Raw genomic sequence first — 25,641 nt, 5'->3', positions numbered from 1 at the left:
GCAATCAATTTTTTATAAATGTTTTTTTAAAACGTCTAGTGTTTTTTGTACTTCAACTTCTGTCAGCGAAACTTTCGTGATCAGGTTTTCGGCATTTGGTCGGGTAAATAACCCTTTGTGATACCATTTGTCGTAATATTTCAATAAAATGCCATAGCACGACCTCAAGTCACCGTCTATGGTATATTGTATCGCGTTTTTGGTTTCAAGGCCGCCCAGTCTTTTTTGTATTCTGAGAATAGCCGTAACCAATTTGTCTTGGGGCAAAGAGCCGTATTCTTTTAAGAGATAATCCAGTCGTTTTTCAAACGGAATATCCAAAAAGTAAACTTGGCTTGGCTGCATTTGTTTCCATATTCCAGCCGGAATATTCCGATTGCCAATTCGCTGACTTTCGTCTTCGAGGTAAATGATTTTTTCGGCATCTAGTTCCGAAAACTTTACGGCAAGTTGGTTTTCAAACATCTCTTGTGAGGGTTGCGGAGGCAAATTTATTCCTCCCAAAGCAGATCCTTTGTGGCTTGCGAGAGCCTCTAAGTCTACGATTTGATAGTTTTCGTTTTGTAAAGCCTCCAAAAGGGGAGTTTTGCCACTACCGGTGTAACCACCGATTAGTTTAAACGAATAGGGGATTTCAAACTTAGCCAAAACCCAGTTTCTGAACGCTTTGTAGCCGCCGTCTAAAAGGTAAACCTCAAAGCCGTATAGGTCTAGTAGCCAGGCTATTGCTCCGCTTCGCATGCCGCCTCGCCAACAGTGAACCAGCACTTTTTTAGACTTGTTTGCGGTCAAAGTCTCTACTTGCTCTACTACGGCTCGCATTTTAGGGCCAAAGTAGTCTAGGCCTATTTTTATCGCCGTTTCTCTACTTTCTTGTTTATAAGCCGTGCCCACTACTTTTCTTTCGGCATCTGAAAACAGGGGCAAGCTCACCGCTCCTGGTATATGTGCGTGTTCGTATTCACCGGGGCTTCTGACATCAAGTATGAGGCCCGAATCTTGGTGTTCTAAAAATGTTGAGACGTCTATTCTTTGTATCATAATTTGTATAAAAAAAACACCTCAAGGGTGTTTTTAGTAGTCTTTTCTAGCTTTTTTCGCTTTTTTCTCTTCTTTCTTTTCTTTGGGCGTTTTTGTAGCTTCCTTTTTTTCGACCTTTTGGGCGTTTTGTGATTTTGCCATTTTGCTGAAGTTTTTTGAAGTCTATGTTGACCTCTTCTGCAATTTAATTATTATTCTGAATATAACGAAATAGGAGAGGGTAAACAGTTTATGAAAGGTTTAAAATCTAATTTTTATTTAGAACTGAGATGAATTTATTTTTGTCAAATTGTAAACTATAATTTACATTTGTTTATTAAACTTTACATTACTTGCTTAATTTGAGATTTTTACCCCATTACTTTAAATTTATTGGCTTATCTCTTTTTGTTATTTCCGTGTTAGGCTCTTTTTTGAATGGCTTTTTTGTAGCCCATGAACACCTTCCTTATGGCTCTCAGTCCGACGCTATTCCTCCCATACTTCTTTCAAAAGAATTTCATGTTTTACAGTATTTGGGGATTTTAATTTATGTTTTTGCTAAAGACAAAGTGTTTGATGAATTTATGTTTAAACTAAGATTAGAGAGTTTGTTTTTGGTATTTTTAGGTACCATACTCTTTTTTAGTTTTCAAGTATATTTTAAGCCAGAATTAAAAATTGAGGTTGACTACCTTTTTGATATTCAGGTACTTTCTTATTTTTTTATAAATAAATTATTTAAAGGAAGTATTACTCCAGAATCATGAAAAATCTCATACGTGTTGAGCGTGCTCGTCTTGAAATTTCACAGACTGACTTAGCTGAAAGGATAGGGGTGAGTCGACAAACCATTTATGCTATAGAAAATAATAAGTTTACGCCTTCCGTTATGCTTGCGTTCAAACTCGCTAAAGAACTAAAAGTTGACATAAACTACCTCTTTGAATTAGAAGATACGGATTGATTTAAACCGTATTATGTGCTGAATTGAAGCAATTTAAGGTTGTGTTAGATTTTCTGGAGCATAAATCAGGTTTAATTTTTGGTTAAAAAAAAGGCCAAAAGCAAAGTCCGCATTCAGCCTTTCTAGAAACTAACTTATCAAGTTATTTTTTCTTTTTTAAACTATCAAAAAACTCTTGCATTTGCTTTCCAGCAGCTTCTCTTCCTCCTAGTCCAAACGACAAGGCAAAAGCCACTGCTACTGCACCAAGGGTGAGTCCAAAGGCAAGGTTTACGATACTTTCTGCAATTCCCATAGTGTGTAATGAGAACGCCAAAAATATGCCGATTACTGCGAATCGCATGATGGGTACTAGCACGCCACTTGCTTGGGTTTTGGCCAGTGCTTTAGCTGCTATGTTAGATACAAATACACCTACCATAAGTATAACCAAGCCAAAGAATATTTTTCCAGCCACATTAAATATGTTAGTCAATATACCCTGAACTTCTGCAAGTTCAAGTTTTCCTGCGGCTGCTATTATTCCGGTGAAAAGTATAAAAAACAAAGCGATGTTTCCTAGCAAGGCAGAAAGCTTACTTGTGCCTATAACCGACTTAAGGCCAATATTTTCGGAGAATTTGTCAACGCCTATGTTGCTCAGTAATTCGGTTAAAATAGAAACCACATATTTACCTACAATATAAAATACAGCTAACAAAATAGCCGCTGCTATGATTTTAGGAACTGCCAATAGAAGCGACTCTAACATTTCGGTAGCAGGACCCGACACCGCCGTCATGTTTAAGGTATCTAGGGCTACTATTAATATCGGAATAAATATAGAAATAAAGACGATTTGCTTAACGATTTTAGAAAGACTCACGCCAGAAGAAAGGCCTATGCCTTTTCCGAAAGACTCGATTTGCTGTGACACAAAACCGATGGTTTCAGAACCGAGTTTACTTAATATATAGCCTGCAAAAATGATTACCCCAGCACCTATTACATTTGGTAAATACCCTACAAACTCGCTTAACATTCCTTGAAGAGGCTCTAAAACTCCGGTTACACCCAGCATATTAAGGGCAATCAAAAGCGTATATACCACCACTACATAATATACCAAAATAGAAAGAAATTTGTCAAGTCTAAAATTGCTTTTAGATGTGAAGCCTATTTTTTCATCCACATTAAATTTGGTCATGATTTTCATGATAAGTTTTCTAATTAAACTGGCCACGATAAAGCCGATAATTAAAAAAAGAATGGCACCAAAAACTCCAGGAATTAGGCTTCCAAAAGTAGCAGAGAGATTAGTGGTTAGTTGGTTTAGGTAGTTCATAAAAATAGTTTAAATTAATAAATATATAAAACCCGAGGTCTACGTAAAGCGTAAGGAATTTGGATTGGCAGATTGAGCCAAAAGAGCAGACCACATATGGTGAGTTTTAGTAATTTACGTAAAAAAAGGCAGAAAACCTAAACTAAATGGATAAAAAGCGGGTGTTTTGCTAAGTTTCGTTTAGCAAAGTTTAAATAATCCATTAAATACAGTACACTTTCTGGAGGTTAAATTTTCACTTTTGTACCCGTATCCGCGGCTTTGTAAATGGCCTCTAAAACCTTCAAGTCTTTCCAGCCCTCAAGGCCAGAAATGTGCTCGGGCATGGTTCTGTTTTCTAATAAAATTTGGCTGATGGCATCCATTTGGGTGGCTTGTTGATTTATGGTTGGAAAGTCAAATTCAGCCTCACGTGTTCGGCCTTTAAATGGCCCGTAGCTAATAGCGGGGCTAAGTTCAAAAGAGCCGTTTTCGGCACTTGCATAAATCCGATCAATACCTGCAGAAAGAGTCGTAGTGGAGGTGCAAATAGCTCCACTCGGAAACTCCAGTTGCCAAGTGATGGTTTCTTCTACTTCTGTAAACAGTTCTTTTCGTAATATGGGGCCATATTGGGCGGTTACGGCCATAGGCTCTTCGCCTGTGATGTATCGGCCTGCTTGCACACAATACACGCCAAGGTTCATAAGTGGGCCGCCACCGGCTAGTTTTTTATTTAATCGCCATTCGCCTTTTTCGCCAGCAAAATATCCCAAAGAAGCTTCTACTATTCTTACTTTTCCGAAAACTTCTTTCTGTCCTAAACGCATCATTTCCATGTTAAATGGCTCAAAATGTAAACGGTAACCCATGGCCAACTGCACCTTATTTGCTGTACAAACTTTTATCATCTCTAAGCAATCTGCTGCTGATACCGCCATTGGCTTTTCTACCAACACATGTTTTTTGGCTTTTGCGGCACGAATGGCATATTCTTTATGCATGGCATTGGGCAAAATTATATATACCAAGTCAACGTCGGGATTGTCTTTTATCGAATCAAAATTCTGGTAGTTATATCTGTTTTTGAGCGGCACATTGTAGGTTTTTCCCCAAGACTCCAGTTTTGATGGTGTGCCACTAACCAAAGCCGCAACTTCACAATATTCACAATCTTTCATTTGGGCTGCCATGTACTCGGCGTATCGGCCAAGGCCTACTAGAGCTACCTTTATTTTTCTTCCTAAATAGGGTTTCTTTTCTGCGGCCGTTGCCGCTAAAGGTATTAAAGTAGATGCAGCTGTAATTCCTTTTATGAAGGTTCTACGGTTAAGGGCGTTTTTCATTCTGAGAAAAATTGAATTGTTTTTAATTGCCTGACTGTGAATACAAAACTAACCCAGTTATGAACGAAAAATTATAAAAATACACAAATATTTACATTGTGTCAAAATTACACTATATTTGATTTTTCAACCTTTAAAAATTAAAAAATGATTCTAAATTCTAAAAAACTGATCAGGGTAGCCTCTGTGGTTTGCCTTATGTGTGTATCGAGAGTTTTGATTGCTCAAGACGGCACTATTTACCCTTTGGAAACTCCAGCTGAACCTAATGCAATTCCTTTAAGAACTGGAGGAGTCGAAAATCAGCCTTCATCCGAAACGTGGTTTCGTCAGTGGGGCGACCCAATGGCTCGGAATATTACGGCGGCGACTTTAACCCCTTTTTTTCCTGAGGCAGGTAAAGCCAACGGTATGGCGGTAATAGTTGCACCTGGCGGTGGTTTTAGTTGGTTGTCTTTAAAAAATGAGGGCTGGGAGGTGGCCGAAGCTTTGGCAAAGCAAGGCATAACAGCATTTGTGCTCAAATACAGGCTAAACCCAACGCCAGAGAAATTAGATGATTTTTCTGCTTGGATGAATCGCCCTCGTCCAACGGCACCCGTATCGACCGATTTACAAAATAAAACAGCCACACCGTTGCCACGACCAAGTTTAGACAATCAGCTCCAAGATGCCGAAGCAGCCTATGCCATGATTATCAATAGGGCAAAAGAGTGGGGAGTTGATACCAAAAGAATTGGTATGATTGGTTTTTCGGCTGGTGCTGGGCTAACTATGCACGTTACTTTGAATTCGAAAACTATGAAGTTGGCTTTTATTGGGCCAATATACGGAGGAATGGGCCCGGTAGAAGTTCCTAAAAATGCTCCGCCTATGTTTAACGTTATTGCCACAGACGATTTCCTTTTCAAAGGGCAATTTGGCGTAATAGATTCTTGGTACAAGGCGGGCATTCCAGTTGAGTTTCACTTATACCAAAATGGAGGCCACGGTTTTGGTCTTGGTAATCCTGACAGAACTAGTAACCGCTGGTTTGATGCTTTTATTCATTGGTTAGAGGTGAATAAGTTTTAGTAAAGAAGTAACAATAAAGAATAAATTTTGGTAGGATTTAGTTTAAATTCTACCAAAATTATGTTTCAAAAATTTCGTTTTACGCTACTTTTTTAATCGCTATTTAAACTGATTATTCAAAACTAGTTAGCCACTAAAAGGGCTTTTTTCATTTTCTACTCAGACCGCAAACTCTTAACTGGGTTCATCAATGCAGCTCTGATAGCTTGGAAGCTAACCGTAGCTATGGCTATCAAAATAGCGGTTACACCCGCCAAAGCAAAAATCCACCATTCTATATCTATCCGGTAGGCGAAGTCGCCCAGCCACTGATTCATAAAATACCACGCCACGGGGCTGCCGATTACGAGAGCAATCGCCACTAACTTTAGGAAATCTTTTGACAATAAGGCCGTTATTCCCATCACGCTTGCTCCCAGCACTTTCCGGATTCCTATTTCTTTGGTGCGATGCTCTGCTGTAAATGTTGCCAAGGCAAACAAACCCAAACAGCCAATAAACAGTGCCAATGCCGTAAACACTAAGAGAATAGAAGCCATCTGATTTTCTGATTGATACATGCGGGCAAAAGATTTATCTAAAAAATCATACTCAAAAGGCACATTGGGAATGCTTGATTTCCAAATATTTGAGATTTTTTCAATACCCGCTTTTTCGGTATTTGGCAAAAGACGTACGGCCATGTATGAACCCCACGTTTGGTAGGTTTTTGAAGATTCATGGAATATAGCGAGTGGCTCTATTGCTGCCCTTACCGAATACAAATGGAAGTCTTTGACTACCCCAACTACCTGAAATCGCTGGTTTACATTTCCCGGATATCGCATCCATTGACCTATTGGGTTTTTCCAGCCGATGGCCTTTACGGCGGTTTCGTTTAGTATTACCGATGCCGAGTCACTCTGACTATTGGCTCTAAAATTTCGACCGTCTGTTAGTTCTATTTTTAGTGTGGGCACAAAGTTTTCGTCTGTCAAATATGAGCTGATGGCAATATTTTGGACAACCGCGTTGGCTTGGCTGCCTTGTTCGGGTTCGTAGAAATCATTAAAAGCACCCAATGAAGGTAAAAAAGTGGAGTGTGTAACGTTTTTTACTTCAGGTATTTGTAATAGTTTTTGTCTAAAAACTTCTCTCTCCGATATACTTTTAAAATTTCGGGTATTGTTAATCACCAAAACATTTTCTTTCTGTATTCCAGTCTTTGAATTTTGAGCAAAACTCAACTGCCTATACACGATAATCGAGCCGAGCATCAAGACTATAGAAACTGTAAATTGAAAAACCACTAAGCCGCTCCTAACCGAACTGAAACCTCTAGAACCTGTTCCGGTTGATTTTTTCATGGTGTCTATCGTATCAAATTTTGATAAATAATAGGCTGGGTAAAGCCCCGCCACCAAACCCGTAAGTAGCGGTAAAATCAAAACTACCAGAAGCACATTTGTCTGATACAGTGATGATATTGTGAAAGTTATGCCCGTGAGTTCATTGAAAGAGCGGATAAACAAAGCGGTTATTATGGTAGCTAAGAACAAGGCCGAAATACTGAAAACAGAAGATTCGACCAAAAACTGTCCGATCAAACTGCCTTTTGAAGAGCCCAAGGCTTTTCTGACGCCAACTTCTTTCGCTCTTTTTATAGAGCGAGCCGTAGAAAGGTTAATGAAATTGACACATGCCAAAAGTAAAATAATGATACCTATGATACCAAACATTTTGACTTGTTTGCCGTCACCGAGCGTGCTTAGCCTTGAGTCTATATCGGCGTATTCGAGGTGAAGTTTGGTTAAGGGCAAAAACTTTACGTTGTATTTGTCTCCTTGTTTCATTTTGTCTTCCCAGCTCATGCCTATTTTCTCGAAAGCCGAAGGAGCGTATTTTTGAACCATTTCGGGTAGTTTTGCCTCCAGTTTGGCCAAATTAGTTTCAGTAATGGGCTTTTTAAATTTTACCCAAGTATCCATTTGAAGCCAAATCCAGCTCCAATCGAAGTTTTCGATGACCCTAAAACTTTTGGTGGGCAATAGGAAATCAAACCGCAGGGTGGAGTTGCTCGGCAGGTCTTTTAAAACACCGGAAACCGTAAAGTTTCGGTCGTTAAATGAGAGGGTTTTTCCGATAGCAGGTTCATTTCCAAAATACTTTTTGGCAGTAGTTTCGGTAAGCACCAAGCCCAAATGGCTATTTAGTGCATTTGTGTTGCCTTGCACAAATTCGAAACCGAAGAGGTCTAAAAAAGTAGAATCTACGGCTACGGCACCAGACTCATTAAAGATCAAGGGCTCGCTGTTTTTTACTTCACGCTTTACGAGCGTTTCACCCAAATTAAATGTACGTGCTGTTGTTTCTATTTCTGGGTATTCGGCTAGGCGAGCTCCCAATGGCGGAGGTGTGTTGGTAGTTTTGCCTTCCATGTCGCCCATTTTTAGATCGAGTGCCACAGCAGCAATCCGATTTGCATTTGGTAGAAAAGCGTCGTACGTCTTTTCATGGAAAAAATACATAGCCAAAAACCAGCAGGCCGCTAAGCCAATCGATAGCCCTACTACATTTATAAAAGAATAAAATGGCTGTCTGGCGAAATTCCGAAAAACGATTTTGAAATAATTTTTGAACATAGCTTTTTGTATTTTTATCAGTGACATGGCAGCTTTGCTTGTCAACGTTGGTTTTTACTCACTTTTTAAACTCTCTGCGGGGTTCATTACGGCGGCTTTTATGGCTTCAAAACTTAGAGTGGCCAAGGCCAAAATGAGCATTAGCAATGCCCCAAGTGCGAAATACCAAAGTTTTAGGTCTATGCTAAAAGCGAAACTTTGGAGCCATTTATGCACAAAAAAGTAGGCAATAGGACTCGCAATAACGACCGCCAAAAGTATCAAGACGAGGAAATCTTTGGTGATGTGGCCCAAAATATTGGCTACACTTGCCCCCAAAACCTTCCGAATGCCTATCTCTTTGGCTCTTTGTTGGGTAGCAAAAACCACCAAACCAAACAGGCCCATGCACGATATAAGTATCGCGATTGCCGTGACGGTATTTAGCAGTTTGGCCAAACGGGTTTCGGTTTCGTAAAACTGCTCGAAAACTTTGCTGTAAAACCCGATTTCTGGCATGACCATTTCGTTTGGAAATATCTTTTTATAAATCGCATGTATTTGACTTTGAAGTGCTTGTCTCTTATCTTTTTCTAGCGAAGTGCTTAAAAATGAGATGTTTCGGGCGTATTGGGGTCTAGAAGCCAAAAACATGGGTTCTATTTTGTTGTGCAGCGACAAGAAGTTAAAATCTTTTAAAACCCCGACTATTGGAAATTTGGTTTTAGTACCGTGACTGTCATAATAATCCAAGTATTTTCCAACGGCTTCTTCGGGTTTATTAAAACCAATGGCCTTGGCAAAGCTTTCGTTTACCAAAAACTCTTTTATGGTATCGCTTTTTGTGAGGTTTTGCCCCGCTGTCAGCTTTAATCCAAATAGCGAAATGTAGTGCTCGTCAACGTATTTTTGATGTGCTTGGACCGAGTATTCTTTCTCATCGTTGAAATACGAAATTTGACTTGTAGAATAGCCATCTCTTGCAGGCACTTCACTTAAGCTCAGTAGTTTAATTTCAGTCAATTTGGAAATTTCATCCGCTAGAATTCCTTTCTTCGAATCGTCTAAATGCCAGTTTAGGTTAAAATACTGCACCGCATCTTTTTTTATGCCGAGGTCTTTGTTAAGCATATATTTACTTTGGAGCACCACCATAAAAGCCCCCATAATAAATATTTGAGCTACGCTAAACTGAAACACGATTAGGTACTTTCGTAGCAAACCCGAGCCGCCTTTTCCTTGGGTGTTTAGCTGTGGCTTTAGTGATTCGGTAGGGGTGAGCCTCGTAATAAGAAAAGCAGGATATATACCCGACAAAAAAGAAGTTACGAGTATTACGGAACCTAAAATAAGTATAAAGTCTAAACTCCAAAAATCAAACACGAAGGTATCAGGAAAGAAATCTTTGAAATAAATATAAACAGGCTGAATTAGTAGGAGCGACAGAGCGGTGGCAAATAATACCAACAAAAATGCTTCTGTAAATATTTGCATAATTAGACTTGACCTAAAGCTGCCTAATACTTTTCTGACGCCCATTTCTTTTGCTCGTGACACAGCCTGAGCGGTCTGCAGGTTTATGAAATTTATGATGGCCATAAATAGCACAAAGAAACAAACCCCCATCAAAATATAAATAAAAGTCGGATTTATAACGCGGTTGTAATCGCTAGGATAATCGGTATTATAATGTAAATCGTCTAGTTTTTGTAAAACTAAAGTCCGATTGGAGGCCCATTTATCGTTTGGGTCTGAATGTTTTTTTAAGAAAGTAGCCACCAAGCTTTCAAATGACTTTTTAGAGTATTTCTTATTTAGTTTAATAAAAAACTGGTCGCCCGAGTTTGTGTTTGTCCACTGGTCAAAATTAAAGAGTTCGGCAAAACGCGGGTTTTCTATGGTAGCATACGAAATGTAATCGTTGAACCTAAAGTCGGAGTTATAAGGCAGGTCTTTTATGATTCCAGAAACCGTAGTTTGCAGCGAGTCTTCATAGATAACCTGTTTGCCAAGGGCATTTTGAGGGTCAATGTTTCCAAAATATTTATGCATTTTTGTCTCGGTCAAAACCACTTTGTTTGGCTCTGAAAGGCTACTTGATGCTGAACCAACAAGCCATTCGGCTTTAAAAATGTCAAAATAAGAATCCCGACAAATTATCATGTCTATTCGGGTGTTTGGCCCATAATCTGGTTGAGGGAAGAACTTCGGATTGTTGCCATTTGGAACTAAAGCTTTTGCCCAAAAAATCCTAAAAAAAGTGGAATTTTCTATGCCCTTCACTTCATTGACCATCACGGGAGGTATAGGAGCCGAAATGCCGGCGTTGTAGCTAAAACCGCCGTCTTTGTCTTTAAACTTAGACGTAATGCGGTATACATTTTCGGTGTTTTCTCTAAAATCCTCATAGCTAAGCTCAAACCGAGTGAGCGAAAAAATTATCAAACATGTGCTTATGCCAATCGCTAAGCCCATTATATTTATGCCAGAGGTCACCTTGTTTTTCAACAAATTTCTCCATCCAATTTTAAAATAATTCTTTATCATCGCTTGTGTTTAGTTATTTATGTTTTACAGGTCCTTTATCACCCAAACTACTCATCACTTTAATCGCTTCCGCCCAGCTCTCCATTCTATAGTAAAAACATCGAATTGCATTCAGTATTCAGTATTCAGCATTTAACATTCAGCATTCAGCATTCAGCATTCAGCGAAACGTCGCACCGCATTCACCATTAAAAATAGCCTACTCCGCCCTCAAACTCTCCACCGGATCCATGTTGGCGGCTTTTATACTTCTAAAACTTATGGTAAACAAGGCAATAACCACCGTAGAAACACCCGCAATGGCAAAATACCACCACTGCATATTTATGCGGTACTCAAAGTCTTGGAGCCAAATACTCATCACATAGTAGCCCACAGGGAATGCCACCAAAAGCGAAATGCCGATTAGTTTTAAAAAGTCTTTCGAAAGCAAGGCCACTATTTGTGGCACCGTAGAGCCCAGTGATTTTCGAATGCCTATCTCTTTAAATCTCCGTTCGGTAGTAAACGTGATAAGGCCATATAGGCCCAAACACGCTATAAAAATGGTCAAAAGGGCAAAATACCTCAGCACGGTATTCATGTTGGCCTCTTTTACGTATGTTTCGTTAAATAATTGATCCATAAATGCATATTCAAACGCTTCGCCAGTGCCAAACGCCTCCCATTTTTGTTGCATGCTGCTAAGCAAACTTTTTAGGTCGGCGGTGTTGGTTTTTAGTATCAGTCCATAGTACGGATTGTACTGCATAATCATAGGCTCAATCGGCTCGTGTAGCGAGCGTGCATGAAAGTCTTTCACCACACCAATCACCGTCAGTGGCACACTGCCTTCTTTGGTTTGTTTATATATCATTTGGCCCACAGGCTCGCCCTTCAGGCCGAAGGTTTTCACAGCTGTTTGGTTCAAAATCACATGCTGATTTTCGGTAGAAAAATCGCTTGAAAAGTTTCGCCCCTTTTCCACGGTCATGCCCAAAGTGGGGATATACGCTTCGTCTATACTGTACGAGCGAGTTCGCAGCTTTTCCATCGAAGCTGCTGATGTCGTGATCAGTTCCATGCCGTCGTCGGTGGGGCCAGCAGGAATAAACGCCGACATCGTGATGCTCTTAATTTTTGGATCGCTCAGCAGCTGCTCTTTGTAAACGTTTAGGTTTGAGCCCAACAGTCCTGCGTGTCGCATCACTATCAGGTTGTCACGCTGATACCCCATGTCTTTTTTGTTTATGTAGTCCATTTGTTGGCCCACCACAAGCGTGGCCAATATCAGTGCCACCGAAACCGAAAACTGAAACACCACCAAGCCACTTCGTATGCCCTTGTTTCCGCCTGACGAGAACCTGTTTTTTAAAGAAGCTAAAGGCTTAAAAGAAGACATGAAAAACGCGGGATACGCTCCCGCCAAAAGGCTAATAAATAAGGTTAAAACTATGAAGAGAAGTATGTTTAAAGGCTTAACAATTAGTTGCCAATCTAGTGATTTTCCAGAAAGGTCATTGAAGTAAGGCAAAGCCACAAATACCATAGCTACGCCCAATACCATAGCCACCAAAGTGACCAAAAACGATTCGGCCAAAAACTGAACCACCAATTGTTTTTTCGCCGAGCCAAGCACCTTTCGCATGCCTATTTCTTTCAGCCTTTTTGAAGCTCCGGCGGTAGACAAGTTCATGAAATTTATACACGCGATCAGCAACATAAACAAGGCTATCGCACCAAACATATACACCGTTTTTATGTCGCCACCTGCCGAAAGGTCAGGGTTGGTGAAGTTGGAGGAGAGGTGAATTTTGGTTAAAGGCTGCAAAAAAAGCCCGATAGAATTTCCCTTTGAAAGAAACTCGTCAAACGACATTCCAAAGCCAGCCTTTACTTCGGAACCCATATATTTTTTAGCAATAACTGGCAGTTTTTTTTCCAAAGCCTCGGAGCTCGTGTTTTTATCTAAAAGTAAGTACGTATGAAAACTCCCCGACATCCAACTTTGGCTTTTGGCTTCTTCGTTGTTTGCCAAAGAACTAAACATATCAAACTGAAAATGAGAGTTTTGGGGCACATCTTCTATAATTCCGCTTACCGTATAAATTCCAAACCCTTCTAATTCTAAGGTTTTTCCGTAGGCGTCTTCCTTTCCAAAATAGGTATTTGCCAGTGAGCTACTCAGCACCAATCCGGCAGGGTTCTCAAGGGCAGTTTTGGCATTTCCTTTTAAAAATTTTAGTGTAAAAATATCAAAGAAATTTGGGTCAACTTGAGCCATTTTTCCGCTACGTATTTTTTTCGTTCCCGTGTTTACTTTTTGCACATTAAAGGTGTTTTTTAACCTCGTGCTGCTCAAAACCTCCGAAAACTCCCGCTCCAGCGTACTACCCACAGGTGCCATCACCGAAGACTCCCTGATGTTTTCGTCACCTAATTTTGCTTTTAGTGTAACCCGCACTATGCGGTCAGCGTTTTCATTGAACCTGTCGTAGCTTAGCTCGTCCACCACAAATAGCGAAATCACCAAACAAGAAGCAATGCCTATCGCCAAACCAAGTATGTTTATGCCAAACATCGCTTTGTTTTTAAGTAAACTTCTCCAGGCTATTTTAAAGTAATTTTTTATCATTTTTTTACGTGTTTTATCGCTAAGCTTCTGGTTTTTTATTTGGGCAGCCGGGCAGGCTATCCGCACTCGCTCTCCCTCTGCGGCAAATGCCAGCAGAGGAAGGAGCTCAAACAATGCTCCTATCCTTGCTGCATGACATACCCTAAATTTTCAATATTCTCGTTCAAATTTTTAACTCCCAATTCTCAATCATATATGTTAAGAGACTTTTAGGCTTAACACCGTTTATTCGCTTTTTAGACTTTTCACCGGATTAACCATAGCGGCTTTGAGCGACTGATAACTCACTGTAGCAAATGCCATAATAATGGCCAAAATGCCCGCTACACCATACGCCCACCACGGCATATCTACATGGAATGCAAAACTCGATAGCCAGGCACTCACAAAATACCAAGCCACCGGCGTAGCTATCAAAATAGAAATAAACACCAACTTCAAAAAGTCTTTTGACAGGTGGCCCACTATGCTAGACACACTCGCTCCCAGTACTTTTCTCACGCCTATTTCTTTTATGCGTTGTTCGGCTGTGTAGGCCGCCAAGCCAAATAAGCCCAAGCAGGCAATCAATATCGCCGTAAGTGAAAAGAACAACACAATTCTATACGTTTGCTTGTCGCTTTCATACAGCTTTGCCGTAAAATCATCTAAAAAAGTATACTCAAAAGCCGAGTTAGGTATACTTTGCTTAAACAGCGATTCTATGGTTCCGAGGTTACTTTTGATGTTTCCACCTTCGCAGCGTATCAGTAGGTTCGGTCTGCCTTCTGAGGCATGGTTATGAAATGCATAGGCACCTATTGGCTTATGGAAATCTTCAAAATGAAAATCTGCTACCACGCCTACTATTTTGGCATTGTTCCACCCAAAAAGATTGTAGGCGGTTTTACCTATGGCCTCCTCTGGCGTAAAGCCATAAAAGTCAATCGCGGTTTTGTTTAGCACCACCTGCACGGTTGTGTCTTGGTCGTTGGTTTTGGGCTCAAATGCCTTACCTGCCAACATCGGTATATTCAGTGTTTCGAAGACATCGGGCGAAGTGAAATTGGATTGTATAGACATTACTTTTTCAGGCTCATTGGGCATCGAAAGTGTTCTGCCACTTCCCGAAGCCCCCGGGTATGTTTGTGCACGAGACACACTTTTTATAAAGCTTTCGCCTTTCAGATTATTTATAAGGGCGTTTATTTGTGCGGAGGTTTCGGCACCTTCGGTAGACACACTCACTACCTGATTTACATCAAAGCCAAGTTTTTTGTTTTGAATAAAGTTTAATTGGGTAAAAAACACAATGGTGCTTATAATCAAGACTATAGAAGCCGAAAACTGTAAAACCACCAATGATTTTCGAATTCCTTCTGCCGAAATAAAGCTTTTTTCTTTTCTGCCAAATAGCGAAAGTGGCGAAAACGAAGAGATCATTAAAGCAGGGTAGGAGCCCGCCAAAAGTGTCAAAACGAGGGTAATCAAAACGAGTGAAACAAGAACCATTGGGTCAAGTAAATCGAGTACACCTATGGTATTGCTCGCGATATAATTAAACAAGGGCAAGCCCACTATAAACACTACAATACCCAATATCATAGCAAGCGAAACCATCAAAAATGCCTCTACATAAAATCGTGTTATTAGGCTAGATTGTGTGGCTCCCATCACTTTGCTAATGCCTACTTCTTTTTGGTTTTTTTGTGACTGTGCAGTGGCCAAATTCATGTAGTTTATGCATGCTATCAGCAGTATGCCCAAGGCTAATCCGATGAGAATATTTACTTGGTTTTTATCGCCATATCCACTTGTGCTTTGGTTGCTAATGTCAGTAGAATACAGGTGAGTTTCTTCAAATGGTTGAAACCAGAAACTAAACCACTGCTCGTTTTTTGGAACATATTTATCTAGCACTCCTGCCGCTTTTTTGGTAAGTGCGGCCATATTTGTGTTTGGGTTTAAAAGTACATAAGTTTCATAGCTGGCATTGCTCCAGTGGAGTTCTTTGCTGGCCCACTCCATGGTGGCAAAAGAGCCCAGCATGTTTGCCTGTAAGGTAGAATTTGCTGGAAAATCGGCATAAACGCCTGAAACTATTACATCATACTGATGGTCTATACTCATGGTTTTGCCAACGGGGTTTTCGCTGCCAAAATACTTTTCGGCTGTAGACTTGCTTATCATCAGCTTATTAGGTGCATCTAAAGCCGTGGCGGCATTGCCCTGTAACATCGGGATATCAAAAATTTCAAAAACGCCCGGGTCGGTCCACATCAGGTTTTTTTCTGTAAATTTTTTATCATTTACATTGATAAAAGCCGTTTTGCCAAACGAGTGAGCAAGAAAACGCGAATAGGCTTTTACCTCAGGTAGCTCTTGTGCAAAGGTGGGTCCGACTATATTCGGAACATTTCCCCATTTATTTACTTCCTCGCCAAAAGTGGCCGTGACACCCACTTTGGCTATGTTTTTATAGTTTTTATGAAAGCTGTCAAACGATAGTTCTTGTTTGGTAAACAAAAATAAATACAGAAAAATGGCGAGCCCAACCGATAAGCCGAACAAGTTGAGAACTGAGAAAAATCCATTTTTCTTAATGTTTCTCCAAGCTATTTTAAAATAATTACGTACCATAGTTGATTTTTTTTTAATTCAAATTCTATTTATTCTGAGTCTTGGGTTTTATTCACTTTTAAGACTTTTAACCGGATTCATAAGTGCGGAGCTAAGCGAATGATAGGCCACGCTCAGCATTGAGATAGTAAATGCCATCGCAATAGTGATAGCAAAATACCCCCAACTGATGTCTATTCTATGCACAAAACCTTGTAGCCATTCTTTAGAAAAATACCAAGCCAAAGGCAAGCCAATGAGCGTAGCCACCAAAACCAATACCACAAAATCTTTAGACAGCAAGCCGATGATGTTGCTGATGTCTGCTCCCATAACTTTGCGTATGCCTATTTCTTTTTTACGCTGCTCGGCCATAAATGCCGCCATGCCTATTAGTCCTAGACACGCGATCAGTATAGCTATTATAGACGCGTATTTGTACATTAAGCCTAATTGATTGTCTGCTTTATAGAAATTGTTAATAGACTCTTCGTAAAATTCCCCGTTAAATGCATATTCGGGAAACACGCGGTCGTGGGCTTCTTTTATTTTGGCTACTGTGGCCTGAATGTTTTTGCTTTGCATTTTGACTGAGCAGAGCCACATAAAACTTGACTTTCTTGTAATCAATATAGGGTTGATACTTTCTTTGGCACTTGCCGTTTGAAAATCTTTTACTACCGCTGCTATGGGTGCCCAGCCATTGCCGCCCAGTCTTACCTCTTTGCCTATGGCGTCTTGAGGCGATATGTTTCCGGCTTTTTTAAGGAAGGTTTCGTTTACTACGTACCTTTTGCTTGAGTCTGTGTTTGGGGGTATTACACCCGCCAATACCTTTAGGTTATAGGTGTCATAATAACTGGCATCGGCAAATTTTAAACTCACGTTATAGCCTTCATCTTCAGCCCTGTGGTTATATGCAAAGTTTGATTGCCAGTTGTTTGAGGTAGACGGATTGTCGCTGTTAAAACTCACAGACTTTAGTTCTGGAATATTTCTAAACTCACTTTTAAGGCTTTCGTTTCTGTTGCTTAGTTCGGGGTCTACGTTAAATATAAAGACGCCTTCTTTGCTGTATCCCAGGTCTTTGGTGTTTAGCATTTCGAGCTGACCGATATTAATCAAAGTAGAAAATATCAAGAAAACGGCTATCGCAAACTGAAATACAATCAGACCTTTTCGGAATGAAAACCCGGCCCTCCAACTTGATTTTGAGACTTGCCTAAATGCCTCCAAAGGAGAAAAGTTAGACATCACAAATGAAGGATAAAGGCCTGACAACAAGCTTATAGCCACTAGCAGTAAAACACAAAATGGCAATAAGAAAGTATTCGAAAACAGCGAGTAGTCTTTCGGTAAATCAAACAAGTCGCTCAAAAATGGCTGACATAAAATGGCCACCAAAACCCCAACAAAAAGCGAAAGGCCGGCTATTAGAAAAGTCTCGATTAAAAATTGTGCTGAAAGTTGGCTTTTAAGGCTACCGAGTGTTTTTCTAACGCCTACCTCTTTCATGCGGTTGTTTATGATCGCCGTAGAGATATTTATGAAGTTAAAACACGCCATCAATATGATGAGCAAACCTATAAAAGCGATGCCTCTTAACTTAGATTTTGAAACAACTTTGCTTTTAAAATTCTCTAATTCGGCATCAAAGTGCATGCCCGAAAGTTCGGTTATATAATGTTCCTTAACGTCTTTGTCGCCACGATCTTTGTAGGCTTCTGTTGAAAACTCAGCGATTGTTTTATTTACTTTTTCTTTTGACTGATTGTCGGCTATTTTAAAGTACATGTGGTCGTTGCTGCTGGTGCTGCCCCAGTCGTCAAACTTCGTGAAACCCCACTTGTCTGGGTTTTTTCTTTTGGTTTCGTACGAGAAAACCAAGTTCATCGGGAAGTCTGTATTCAATGGAACGTCTTCAAGCACACCCACTATACGGACTATGTCTGTGTTGTTGACTTTTATAAATTTCCCCACTGCTTTTTCGTAGCTTCCAAAGTATTTTTTTGCAAAATCTTTTGACAAAACAGCCACATTGGGCTCCGCCATAGATTTTGGGTTTCCTATTAACCAAGGAAAGTTAAAAACCTCAAAAAACTCAGGGCCGGCACAGATACCATCTGCTTCTTCCATGTATTTTTCAGGACTATCGGTAGCGGCATCTTTCATGACGGTTATCTGAGGGCCAGCTACTCCATATACAGGTACAAATGTCCCCAGTTCTGGATGCTGTTCAGACAGCGTTTTTTGGAAGGGAAGCGGGCTGCCAGGGGTAAACTCCACTTGGCCAGATGGCGAAGTGGTTTTTCTGACAAAACGATAGATTTTTTCAGGGCTATTATGGAAGTCGTCGTAAGAGTTTTCGAAACTCACATAGGCAAAAATCAGAATGGCCGTAGCCACGCCAAGTCCTAGTCCTAAGACATTTATGAGGTTGTATCCTTTGTTTTTATGGATATTTCTCCAAGCGATTTTAAAATAGTTTCGTATCATAATATTTTAACTTTTTCTTTATAATCAAATACTTTGTTAAGTATCATTTCACTATTCACTTCTTAAACTTTTAATTGGGTTCACAAACGCCGCTTTTATGGCTTGATAACTAACGGTTATGAGGGCCACTATCACCGCCGAAGCTGCGGCTAACAGGAAATACCACCATTCCATTTCTATGCGATAGGCGTATTTTTCTAACCAGTTTTGGAGGTAAAACCAAGCAACCGGAAAGGCGATGATGGTAGAGATCAGAATTAAAACTATAAAGTCTTTTGAGAGCATGCCGATAAGGCTTTCCACGCTTGCTCCGAGGGTTTTTCTGATGCCTATTTCTTTGGTTCGCTGCTCAGCTGTAAATGTGGCGAGCCCAAATAAACCCAAACATGAGATAAATATGGCCAAAATAGCAAACACGCTGGCTAGGCTGCTGATGGTGGTTTCGGTGGTATAGAGTTTTTTAAATTCTAAATCGGCAAACTGATAGTTTACCGGATAGCTCGGGTTGTATCGTTTAAATATTTGCTCAATACTATTTATCGCCATCTTAGTTTTTCCGGGTTCGGTTCTTATAATTGCATAGCCCCAATGCTCAGCTTTTGGCATTAATCTTAAGATAAGTGGTTCGATGGTTTCTCTGACGTTTTCGTGGTGAAAGTCTTTCGTTACCCCCACTATTTGACCTTTTTGGTCCCAAAATGTCAGCTCTTTTCCTATTGGGTCTTTGTATCCAATTTTTTTAGCGGCGGCTTCATTTATCAAAAAACTCAAGGAATCGTTACCGAAACTAGCATCAAACTCTCTGCCGTTTAAGAGCGTGATGTCCATGGTTTTTAGGTAGTCATACGAAACTGGGTTTTGTGAAAAAACCATTATTTGAGTAGTATCTTTTCCTGGCCAATTGACGCCTTGAGTGCTGCTTCCTACCTCTAGTGGGGTGGCTTGGCTGGCAGACACCGTGGCTATGCCAGGAGAGTTTTCAAGTTCTTGTTTTAAAGTAAAAAACTTAACTCTCACGTCTCCTTCTATAGGTACATAAAGTAGGTTTTGGCGGTCAAAACCGAGGTTTTTGCTTTGGATAAAGTCTATTTGTTTAAAAACTACTATCATGCCCAATATGAGCATTATGGACAAACCAAACTGAAATACCACGAGTCCTTTTCTGAAAAAAGTAGCACTTGGCTTAAATTTAAGGGCACCTTTAAGCACCACAACAGGATTAAGCGAGGCCATAAACAATGCCGGATATGAACCAGAGGCGATGCCTGTAAGGACCGTTAAAGATATTAATTGAATCCAAAAAACAGGGTTTGAAATGTCAATTGAAAGTGTTTTTTCAGTAAGGGAATTAAATGAAGGCAAAACCAATACCACAATAAGTAGCGAAAGGAGCATCGCGAAAAACGCTATTAAAATGGACTCACCCATAAACTGGCTTATCAAAACCCAGCGAGGGGCTCCTCCTACTTTTCGTATGCCTATTTCTTTGGCCCGAGTTACCGAACGAGCCGTGGCAAGGTTCATGAAGTTTATACAGGCAATAATCAATATAAAAATAGCTACGATGGAGAATATGTTGACATAGTCTATTCGTCCGCCGGTTAGCACACCCGCCTCGTAGTTGCCGTGGAGGTATAGGTCCCCAAAGTTTGCCAGGAAAATCTCTCTGTTGGCGTCTGGGTCTTTTTGTAAAACGTAGTTTTTTATTTTAGCATTTACCTTTGCTACATCTGCGTTTTTGTTGAGCAATACGTAGCACCTTGGTCCACCATTGCTCCATTCTTTGGCCCATTCGTTGTCTTTTATCCAGCTTTCGTAGTTCATCAAATAATCAAACTTTAACGAAGACGTTTGGGGTACCTCTGCCAATACGCCGGTTACGGTCATCAGTTCTTTGTCATTGATTTTTATGCTTTTGCCGAGTGGACTAGTTTTCCCAAAATACTTTTCAGCTATTTTTTTTGAAATAACGATAGAGTTTGGGTTTTTAAGAGCAGAGCTTGAGTCTCCCATTGTTAATGGGAAAGAAAACATGTTTAGAAAATCATTTTGCACGTATCTGCCGTGTTCTTTTTCGTAGATATTTCCGACAGTAAAGAGGGTTTCTTCTTCCCAAAGAATTTGGCTTGCGGCTTCTATTTCTGGAATGTCTTTTTTGATGTTTTCGGCTAAAATTCCGGGTCCGGCGAAGTTTGTGCTTGGCTGCCCTTCGTAGAATTGGTTACTTAATACCTGGAAAATCCGCGTATTATTTTCGTGGTATTTATCAATAGATTTTTCGTTTTGTACCCACATAAATATGAGCAGACTACTCGCCATACCAAGAGCTAGACCTAATATATTTATAGCAGAAAAAGCCTTGTTTTTAAGGATGTTTCTCCACGCTATTTTGAAATAGTTTCGTATCATTTTTTTAATTTTTTCTTTTTTGAGAATAGTCTTTTTTTTGGGAAGAAAAATACATTTTATTCCCCCCTCAAACTCTCCACTGGATTTACTATTGCGGCTTTGATGCTTTGGTAACTTACCGTCAAAACGGCAATTAGAATGGCTATGCCTGCGGCCGAAACATACACCCACCACGCTATATTAATTCTGTAGGTAAAGTCTTCCAGCCATTTGTTCATGGCATACCAGCCAATTGGTAAAGAAAACAATATGGCAATGCCCACTAGCTTTAGAAAATCGGCTGATAGTCTGACGGTTATCTGACTTACGCTGGCTCCCATTACTTTTCTTACCCCGATTTCCTTCACACGTTTCTCGGCATTAAAAGCCGCCAAACCGAATAGTCCCAAACAGGCTATTATTATGGACAATATGGTAAAGGTGATAAACAATTTGCCTAGTCTTTGCTCGGTGTCGTAGGTGCTGTTAAATGAGTCGTCAAGGAAATAATGGTTAAAAGGTTGCCCAGGAGCTACTTTTGTCCATGCTAGTTTTACGCTTTCTAGCGTTTGTTTAAAATCACCCGGCTGTAGTTTTATCGTAAGCTTATTGGCTGTTTTGCCCAAGTGCATACTCCATGCTCCTATTTCGTCTTTGAAAGAAGTATAATGGAAGTTTTTTGCTACACCTATTATTGTGAAAAACTCACCTTTTTCATCGTCTAAGGCATTCGAAAGTCTTTTTCCAATAGCTTCTTGCGGCGTGAAACCTAAGATGCCAACCGCGGTTTCGTTTAATACTATTCCCGACGAATCGGTCATAAACTGTTTGTCAAAGTCTCGTCCTGCTATTATTTCAAGATCTAAAGTTTTGCCATAGTCGTGATCTACACTCCAGGTTTGCATTTGCACGGTTTTGTCTTGTTCTGACGAGCCCTCTAACTTATATCCGTTGTCAGACCTGTTTGATGGAGTTGGTAAAAACGAACTTAGTGTGGCCGAGCTCACGTTTGGTAGGTTTAGTATTTCTTGTTTAAATGATTCTACTTGATTGCCCGCCGCATATACATCGTCAATGACCAATAGCTGTTCTTTGCTATAGCCCAAGTCTTTGTTTTGAATGTATTGGAGTTGCTGGTACACCACAAAGGTGCTCATCATTAAAAACACCGAAATAGAGAACTGAAATACTACCAAAGAATTTCGGATTCTGCTGCTGCCGATACTGTTTACTCCTGCAGATTTAAGTACTTTGATAGGTACAAATCTGGATAAGAAAAAAGCGGGGTAACTTCCTGATAATAAGCCTAAAAATATAGTTGAAACAAATAGGATTAACCAGAAAATTGAGTTCAAAAATGGAATTGAGATGTCTTTGCCTGATAGTTGATTGAAAAAAGGCATAGCCAAAAGTGCGAAAATAAGGGCTAGTCCCAGGGACAAAAATGTCAGAAGGCCGGACTCGGTCAAAAACTGTACAATTAAGCCAAATTTATCCGAGCCCAAAGTCTTGCGTATACCTACTTCTTTGGCTCTTTTTAGCGACTGAGCCGTAGACAAATTCATGAAGTTTACAGAAGCCAATACAATCAAAAACAGGGCAATAAAAGAAAAAATGTATACGGTTTGTTTGTCGCTATTTGTGCTTATTTCTGCCACTCTATTTGAAGACAGGTGGAGGTCGTTTAAGGCCGTTAGGTGGTATTTGATATAGTTTCCTTCAGCTTCAAATGATTTGCGAGTTACACCGGGCATTATGGCTTGGGCAAAAGGCACGATGTATTTTTCGAAGAGCTGGTTAAGTGGTGCGTTTAAATCTGCAGCGGTAATGCCTTCGTTTACTTTTATAAATGTATTAAAATTATTACTTCCCCAGTTTGCATAATCCTTGGCGTCTTTAAAGCCTTCCATGGCCATAAATACGGAGTAATTTCTTAAAAATGAGTTTTTGGGTAGGTCGTCTATCACGCCTGTTATTTTAAATGTTTCTTCGTTGTTGATCAATATACTTTGACCTAAAGCCGAAGTTTTTCCAAAATATTTTTCAGCGGCAGCTTTGCTTATTACTACCGTTTGAGGGTCTCTAAGAGCTGTTTTTACATCGCCTTCGAGTAGGTTAATGCCAAAAAACTCCATGAAGTTGGCGTCTGCAAATGTGCTTTGCTCTTCTTTTAAGTTTTCGGTAGAATTGCTTTTTCTAAGCAACATACTGCCCCATGTTCTGAAACGCGTGGCGTCATTTACTTGTGGGTAGTCTTTTTTTAGAGTAGAGGCCATGGCTGCCGGCGTAGTGGCAAATTCCTGTGCTTGGCCTCCAAATTTTATGTCCGCATTTACTCTATAAATTCTGTCTGAATTTACAAACATGCGGTCGAAACTTAATTCATCGCTTATGTACAGACAAATCAAAAGTGCACCCGCCATTCCGATAGACAAGCCGAGCATGTTTAAGAATGTAAAAAAGGGTTGTTTTTTGAGGCTTCGCCAGGCAATTTTTAAAGAATTTAGTTTCATGTTTTTAAGTTTTAGCTTTTTTCGATTTGTAAAAAACGTACGCCCTGAATATTTGGAACCTACACGTGGAAGTTCTCTGTAACTATCTTACCATCAAACAAATTGATGATTCTGTGTGCAAAACCCGAGTCATACGGTGAGTGCGTTACCATGGCTATAGTAGTGCCTTCGTTGTTGAGTTCTTGTAAGAGTTTCATTACGTCTTCGCCATTTGCCGAGTCAAGGTTTCCTGTAGGCTCATCGGCTAGTATAAGCTTGGGTTTGGCTACCACCGCACGTGCTATGGCCACACGCTGCTGCTGCCCACCTGATAGCTGCTGCGGAAAGTGGTTGCGGCGGTGCATCATGTTCATACGCTCTAGGGCTGCTTCTACTTTTACTTTGCGTTCGGCGGCTGGCGTTTTTAGGTAAAGAAGCGGAAGTTCTACGTTTTCAAAAACCGTAAGTTCGTCTATTAAGTTAAAGCTTTGAAACACAAACCCGATGTTTCCCTTGCGGTGCTGTGCACGCTGGCGTTCGCTCATTTGGGCTACTTCTGTGCCATAAAAATCATAACTTCCCTCTGTTGGGTTGTCTAATAGCCCCAGTATGTTTAGTAGGGTAGATTTTCCACAGCCTGATGGCCCCATGATGGCCACAAACTCGCCATCTGCTATTTCTAAATCTATGCCGTTTAGGGCGGTAGTTTCAATCTCCTCGGTGGTGAATATCTTCTGAAGGTTGCTTGTCTTTATCATATTTCTTTTGTTAAATGTTTTTTTAAAAAATCAATTTGTCTTCAATTATTTTAATTCCAAAACCTCTTTGTCTCCATAGTTACTGTATGAGCTCGTAATCACTTGGTCACCAGGCGAAAGACCGTCAAGTATTTCATAATACTGTGGGTTTTTTCTGCCTAAAGTAATGTTTCTTTTTACTGCTTTTTTGCCGTCTTTTTCTAATACATACACCCAGTTTCCGCCGGTGTCAGAGAAGAATCCGCCCACGGGTAGAAGCTTCGCTTTTTGTGATTCGCCCAGTTCAAGTCGTATCGGTGACGACTGCCCCCTACGAATACCCGAAGGGGCAATTTTTGTAAAAATCATATCTACCGCAAACCTTCCGTTTAGTACTTCGGGGTATACTTTTATGATTTCCATTTGGTGGCTTTCGCCGCTAAACTCAAACTTGGCTTTTAGTCCTGTAAATATTCTAGAGATATAGTGCTCGTCTATTTCCGCCCTGAGCTTAAAGCCGTTCATGTCGTCTATTTGGCCTATATTTTGACCCTGATTTATGTTAGATCCTATTTCTACATTGATAGATGAAAGCAAACCAGAAACGGGGGCTTTTACCACCAAGTTTTCAAGTGTTTGTCTCCAAAGGTCCACGTTTTTCTGTGTTCTTGTAAGTGTACCTTCTAGTTGTTTTATTTGTAAACCTGAGTTTTCTTCTTGGTATTTTTGAGACTCTATTTCAATGTCTCTTTGTCTTTTCAGACGCTCATATTCACGTTTGGTTTTTTGGTAGTCCATGTCAGAAACCACGTTGTCTTTTTTAAGATTTGCGTTTCTGTCAAAAGCGTCTTTTGCCTGAGCTATTTGGAAGTCGAGGTCGCTCAAAGTTTTTTGTAACGTAAAGCGTTCTACTTTTAGTCGTTGTCTGGTATTTTGGAGGTCGTTTACCAATCGGCTTGCCTCGGTTTCAGACTGCAAAAAGTTTAGTTTTAGCTGCTGGTTTTCTAAGCGTAAAATAATGTCGCCTTGCTTTACCATGTTTCCACCTTCTACCAATTTTTGGGTTACATATCCACCCACTATGGCATCGAGCTGAATGGTTTTGAGCGGCTGAACCACGCCTTGCACGATTATAAATTCGTCGAAGTTTCCTTCGCTGACTTTGCTGATTGTTAACTTTTCGGCTTCTACATTTAGCTTTGCTCTTTTGTCAGAAAAGAAAGCCAAGTAGATCACAAATGCAGCCAAAGCCAAGCCTAAGCCCGTGAATATCATTTTTTGTTTTGTCCAAAACCTTTTTGCAATTACCTTATCCATCTATTTTTTTGTTACTGTTTTAATATATGTAATGCCTTTTTCGTGCCAAACTCACAAAGTGCTAATAATAAGGTAATTGTAAAATATTGATTATTTTTTTTTGTCCACTTTCGGACATTCTTTGTCCGTTTTTGAGCGGATA

The 25,641-nt window shown here is 40.2% G+C and carries 15 protein-coding genes; 3 read left to right on the top strand and 12 right to left on the bottom strand.

Going from position 1 to position 25,641, the window contains the following annotated elements; all coding sequences use genetic code 11:
• Positions 1-12: 12 nt before the first annotated feature.
• Positions 13-1,041: a tRNA 2-selenouridine(34) synthase MnmH gene (gene mnmH / locus ACFOOI_RS14405; protein WP_379838703.1), complete on the bottom strand. Its 1,029-nt coding sequence runs from the start codon at positions 1,039-1,041 to the stop codon at positions 13-15.
• Between the two features lie 413 nt (positions 1,042-1,454).
• Here mnmH and ACFOOI_RS14400 point away from each other — a divergent pair, with 413 nt between their 5' ends.
• Both ACFOOI_RS14400 and ACFOOI_RS14395 read left to right on the top strand, forming a co-directional pair.
• Positions 1,455-1,790 carry a hypothetical protein gene (locus ACFOOI_RS14400; protein WP_379838702.1) on the top strand — a complete coding sequence of 112 codons (336 nt, stop codon included), beginning with the start codon at positions 1,455-1,457 and terminating at the stop codon, positions 1,788-1,790.
• Positions 1,787-1,987, top strand: a complete 201-nt coding sequence (locus ACFOOI_RS14395) for a helix-turn-helix transcriptional regulator (RefSeq protein ID WP_379838701.1) — start codon at positions 1,787-1,789, stop codon at positions 1,985-1,987. Before ACFOOI_RS14400 ends, ACFOOI_RS14395 begins: the two co-directional genes overlap by 4 nt.
• 142 nt (positions 1,988-2,129) lie before the next feature.
• Here the strand turns inward: ACFOOI_RS14395 and ACFOOI_RS14390 are convergent, their stop codons facing one another.
• Positions 2,130-3,311 (bottom strand): mechanosensitive ion channel, encoded by a 1,182-nt coding sequence (locus ACFOOI_RS14390; protein WP_379838700.1) that lies wholly within the window; start codon positions 3,309-3,311, stop codon positions 2,130-2,132.
• A 227-nt stretch (positions 3,312-3,538) separates the two neighbouring features.
• Positions 3,539-4,636 carry a Gfo/Idh/MocA family protein gene (locus tag ACFOOI_RS14385; RefSeq protein ID WP_379838699.1) on the bottom strand — a complete coding sequence of 366 codons (1,098 nt, stop codon included), beginning with the start codon at positions 4,634-4,636 and terminating at the stop codon, positions 3,539-3,541.
• Between the two features lie 198 nt (positions 4,637-4,834).
• On the opposite strand from ACFOOI_RS14385, the gene ACFOOI_RS14380 reads away from it, so the two are divergent.
• Positions 4,835-5,710, top strand: a complete 876-nt coding sequence (locus ACFOOI_RS14380) for an alpha/beta hydrolase (RefSeq protein ID WP_379840225.1) — start codon at positions 4,835-4,837, stop codon at positions 5,708-5,710.
• Between the two features lie 155 nt (positions 5,711-5,865).
• On the opposite strand, the gene ACFOOI_RS14375 is transcribed toward ACFOOI_RS14380, so the two are convergent.
• From ACFOOI_RS14375 to ACFOOI_RS14335, 9 genes are all read right to left on the bottom strand, one after another.
• A complete protein-coding gene (locus tag ACFOOI_RS14375; protein WP_379838698.1) occupies positions 5,866-8,331 on the bottom strand; it encodes an ABC transporter permease in 2,466 nt (821 codons plus the stop codon).
• 54 nt (positions 8,332-8,385) lie between these two features.
• Positions 8,386-10,857, bottom strand: a complete 2,472-nt coding sequence (locus ACFOOI_RS14370) for an ABC transporter permease (protein ID WP_379838697.1) — start codon at positions 10,855-10,857, stop codon at positions 8,386-8,388.
• A 199-nt stretch (positions 10,858-11,056) separates the two neighbouring features.
• Entirely contained in the window at positions 11,057-13,471 is a 2,415-nt protein-coding gene (locus ACFOOI_RS14365) for an ABC transporter permease (protein WP_379838696.1), read from the bottom strand.
• A 225-nt stretch (positions 13,472-13,696) separates the two neighbouring features.
• Entirely contained in the window at positions 13,697-16,090 is a 2,394-nt protein-coding gene (locus ACFOOI_RS14360) for an ABC transporter permease (RefSeq protein WP_379838695.1), read from the bottom strand.
• Positions 16,091-16,138: 48 nt separating this feature from the next.
• Positions 16,139-18,565: an ABC transporter permease gene (locus ACFOOI_RS14355; RefSeq protein ID WP_379838694.1), complete on the bottom strand. Its 2,427-nt coding sequence runs from the start codon at positions 18,563-18,565 to the stop codon at positions 16,139-16,141.
• Between the two features lie 51 nt (positions 18,566-18,616).
• Positions 18,617-20,974, bottom strand: coding sequence for an ABC transporter permease (locus tag ACFOOI_RS14350; protein ID WP_379838693.1), 2,358 nt, complete (start codon positions 20,972-20,974; stop codon positions 18,617-18,619).
• Positions 20,975-21,030: 56 nt separating this feature from the next.
• Positions 21,031-23,466, bottom strand: a complete 2,436-nt coding sequence (locus tag ACFOOI_RS14345) for an ABC transporter permease (protein ID WP_379838692.1) — start codon at positions 23,464-23,466, stop codon at positions 21,031-21,033.
• A gap of 59 nt (positions 23,467-23,525) precedes the next feature.
• The gene (locus ACFOOI_RS14340; RefSeq protein WP_379838691.1) at positions 23,526-24,203 is read right to left on the bottom strand and encodes an ABC transporter ATP-binding protein; all 678 of its coding nucleotides are present in this window, start codon (positions 24,201-24,203) and stop codon (positions 23,526-23,528) included.
• A 45-nt stretch (positions 24,204-24,248) separates the two neighbouring features.
• The gene (locus ACFOOI_RS14335; RefSeq protein WP_379838690.1) at positions 24,249-25,499 is read right to left on the bottom strand and encodes an efflux RND transporter periplasmic adaptor subunit; all 1,251 of its coding nucleotides are present in this window, start codon (positions 25,497-25,499) and stop codon (positions 24,249-24,251) included.
• Positions 25,500-25,641: the final 142 nt, after the last annotated feature.

Origin of the sequence: Lacihabitans lacunae (assembly GCF_042649125.1) — a bacterium.
Lineage (GTDB): Bacteria > Bacteroidota > Bacteroidia > Cytophagales > Spirosomataceae > Leadbetterella > Leadbetterella lacunae.
Note: the sequence above shows the minus strand (reverse complement) of the source record. Positions and strands in the feature narration are given on the sequence as shown.